This is a genomic window from Mesorhizobium sp. M8A.F.Ca.ET.021.01.1.1, assembly GCF_003998025.1.
Classification (GTDB): domain Bacteria; phylum Pseudomonadota; class Alphaproteobacteria; order Rhizobiales; family Rhizobiaceae; genus Mesorhizobium.
Window position 1 is genome coordinate 1 of the sequence record NZ_RZSJ01000894.1, and the last position, 1,531, is coordinate 1,531.

A 1,531-nucleotide genomic window follows, 5' to 3' on the forward strand; every position below is an offset into this window, starting at 1 on the left:
GGCTTGGACGCCATCAATTTCGGCGCGGCCAAGATCGCGCAAGGCGCCGATGAAATCGTCATCGCCGGCGGCGTCGAATCGATGTCGCGCGTCGGCATGGGCATGTCCGGCGGCGCCTGGTTCATGGATCCTTCGGTCGGCCTGCCCGGCTGGTTCGTGCCGCAAGGCATTTCAGCCGACCTGATCGCCACCAAATACGGCTTCTCGCGCGACGACGTCGACGCCTACGCGGTCGAGAGCCAGAAGCGAGCCGCGAAATCCTGGGCCGATGGCCGCTTCAAGAACTCGGTCATCCCGATCAAGGACCAGAATGGTCTCACAATTCTCGACCATGACGAGCACATGCGGCCGTCGACCGACATGCAGTCGCTCGCCTCGCTCAACCCGTCCTTCGTCATGCCTGGCGAAATGGGCGGCTTCGATGCCGTGGCGGTGCAGAAGCACCCCGAGGTCGAGGAGGTCAACCATGTCCACCACGCCGGCAACTCGTCCGGCATCGTCGATGGCGCCGCCGCCGTGCTGCTCGGCTCGAAGAAGGCCGGCAAGGCCATGGGCCTGAAGCCGCGCGCGCGCATCCGCACCTTCGCCAACATCGGCTCCGAGCCGGTGCTGATGCTGACCGGCCCTGTCGACGTCACCGAGAAGCTGTTGAAGCGCGCCAAGATGAAGCTGTCGGATATCGACCTGTTCGAGCTCAACGAGGCCTTCGCTTCGGTGGTGCTGCGCTACATGCAGGCCTTCGAGATCCCGCACGACAAGATCAACGTCAATGGCGGCGCCATCGCCATGGGCCATCCGCTCGGCGCCACCGGCGCGATGATCTTCGGCACGGTGCTGGACGAACTCGAGCGCCGCGACTTGAACACCGCGCTGGTAACGCTCTGCATCGGTGCCGGCATGGGCACCGCAACCATCATCGAACGCGTCTGACGGGGAGAGAACGATGACCTACACCAATTTCACCCTCGACACCGACGCCGACGGTATCGCGCTGGTCACCTGGAACAGCCCTGACCGCTCGATGAACGTCTTTACCGAAGAGGTGATGCGCGAGTTGAACGCCATCGTCGACAAGGTGGCTGGCGATGCCGCCATCAAGGGCGCGGTGATCACTTCCGGCAAGGACAGCTTCTCCGGTGGCGCCGACATCACCTTGCTGCAGAAGATGCTGACCAGCTTCGCCACTGACAAGGTCAAGGACGTAGAAAAGGCGACCAAGGCGCTGTTCGACAATGCCGGCATCATGACCGGCCTGTTCCGCAAGCTGGAAACCTGCGGCAAGCCATGGGTCTCGGCGATCAACGGCACCTGCATGGGCGGCGCCTTCGAAATGTCGCTGGCCTGCCATGGCCGCGTCGCCGCCGACTCCGACAAGGTCAGGATGGCGCTCCCCGAGGTGAAGATCGGCATCTTCCCCGGTGCCGGCGGCACCCAGCGCGTGCCGCGGCTGACCGACCAGCAACAGGCGTTGCAGATGCTCACCTCCGGCCAGACGCTGTCGCCGCAGAAGGCGAAGGCGATGGGCCTGATC

At 64.3% G+C, this 1,531-nt stretch carries 2 protein-coding genes; both read left to right on the plus strand.

Going from position 1 to position 1,531, the window contains the following annotated elements:
* Nucleotides 1–930: acetyl-CoA C-acetyltransferase (locus tag EOA36_RS35170; RefSeq protein WP_127281210.1), on the plus strand; the 930-nt coding region annotated here is incomplete at its 5' end.
* A gap of 13 nt (nt 931–943) precedes the next feature.
* Nucleotides 944–1,531: enoyl-CoA hydratase/isomerase family protein (locus EOA36_RS35175; protein ID WP_145969505.1), on the plus strand; the 588-nt coding region annotated here is incomplete at its 3' end.